The sequence below is a fragment of the Methylobacterium sp. genome (assembly GCF_019750675.1).
GTDB lineage: Bacteria > Pseudomonadota > Alphaproteobacteria > Rhizobiales > Beijerinckiaceae > Methylobacterium.
Genome location: NZ_JAIEOF010000375.1, coordinates 1 through 1746, shown reverse-complemented (window position 1 = coordinate 1746; position 1746 = coordinate 1). Strand labels below are relative to the sequence as shown.

Below are 1746 nucleotides of genomic sequence, written 5' to 3'. Positions count from 1 at the left end.
TTCTGGGCGGTGGCCTCCGAGACCGTCTGCTGACGGCCCATGGACATGCCGAGGAAGACCTCGTCGTTGTTCTCGCCATAGGCCACGGTGCCGAGCTCGGGCGAGAAGCCCCACCGGGTCACCATCATGCGGGCGAGGCGCGTGGCCTGCTCGATGTCGGACTGGGCGCCCGAGGTCACCTTGTCGGCGCCGAAGGTCATCTCCTCGGCGATGCGTCCCCCCATCATGATGGCGAGGCGCGAGGTCATCTGCTCGAAGGACATCGAGAGCTTGTCGCGCTCGGGCAGCTGCATGACCATGCCCAGGGCCCGGCCGCGCGGGATGATCGTGGCTTTGTGGACCGGGTCCGTCGCCGGGACGTTGAAGGCCACGATGGCGTGGCCGCCCTCGTGATACGCGGTCAGCCGCTTCTCGTCCTCGGTCATGACCAGGGTGCGCCGCTCGGCACCCATCATCACCTTGTCCTTGGCGTCCTCGAACTCGTGCATCGTGACGATGCGCTTGCCGCGCCGCGCAGCGAGCAGGGCCGACTCGTTGACGAGGTTCATCAGATCGGCGCCCGAGAAGCCCGGGGTGCCGCGCGCGATGACCTTGAGGTCGACGTCCGGCGCCAGGGGCACCTTGCGGACGTGGACGCGCAGGATGCGCTCGCGGCCGACGACGTCGGGGTTCGGCACCATGATCTGGCGATCGAAGCGGCCCGGACGCAGCAGGGCGGGGTCGAGCACGTCGGGACGGTTGGTCGCCGCGATGATGATCACGCCCTCGTTGGCCTCGAAGCCGTCCATCTCCACGAGAAGCTGGTTCAGGGTCTGCTCGCGCTCGTCGTTGCCGCCCCCTAAGCCGGCGCCGCGATGGCGACCAACCGCGTCGATCTCGTCGATGAAGATGATGCAGGGAGCGTTCTTCTTGGCCTGCTCGAACATGTCGCGGACACGCGACGCGCCGACGCCGACGAACATCTCGACGAAGTCGGAGCCCGAGATCGTGAAGAACGGCACGTTGGCCTCGCCCGCGACCGCCCGGGCGATCAGGGTCTTACCCGTGCCGGGAGGGCCGACGAGGAGCACGCCGCGCGGGATGCGGCCGCCCAGGCGCTGGAACTTCTGCGGGTCGCGCAGGAATTCCACGATCTCCTGCAGGTCCTCCTTGGCTTCCTCGACGCCAGCGACGTCGTCGAAGCTCACGCGGCCCGAGGCCTCGGTGAGGAGCTTGGCCTTCGACTTGCCGAAGCCCATGGCGCGGCCCGCGCCCGACTGCATCTGGCGGGAGAGGAAGATCCAGGCGCCGATGAACACCAGGATGGGCAGCCAGCTGACGAGCAACTGGATGAACCACGGCGTGTTGTCCGACGGCGGACGCGCGGTGATCTGCACGCCCTTGCTCTGGAGCTTCGAGACGAGGCTCGGGTCGTTGGGGGCGTAGGAGGTAAAGTTGCCGCCGCCGACATAGGTGCCGCTGACGTCCTGCCCGGAGATCACCACCGTCTGGATCTTGCCGGAATCGGCATCGTTCAGAAGCTGGCTGTAGGCGATCTCGGAGCCGCCACCGCGATGACCCGGGTTCTGGAACAGGGTCACGAGGGCGAGCACGAGCAGGAAGATGACGACCCACAAGGCGAAATTGCGGAAATTCGGGTTCATCGATCAATCCCTGGAGGCGCCTGGGCCCGCCGCGCCAAATGGGGCGGGTCGATCCGGGTGCTCGTCGCCAATGTAGGCAGCGCGCCACCCCTTGCCAAGTCGA

The 1746-nt window shown here is 67.4% G+C and carries 1 protein-coding gene; it reads right to left on the bottom strand.

Annotation, left to right across the window (positions count from 1 at the left end):
* Positions 1–1643: ATP-dependent zinc metalloprotease FtsH (ftsH, locus tag K2X24_RS19345; RefSeq protein WP_292500139.1), on the bottom strand; the 1643-nt coding region annotated here is incomplete at its 3' end.
* Between the last annotated feature and the right edge of the window lie 103 nt (positions 1644–1746).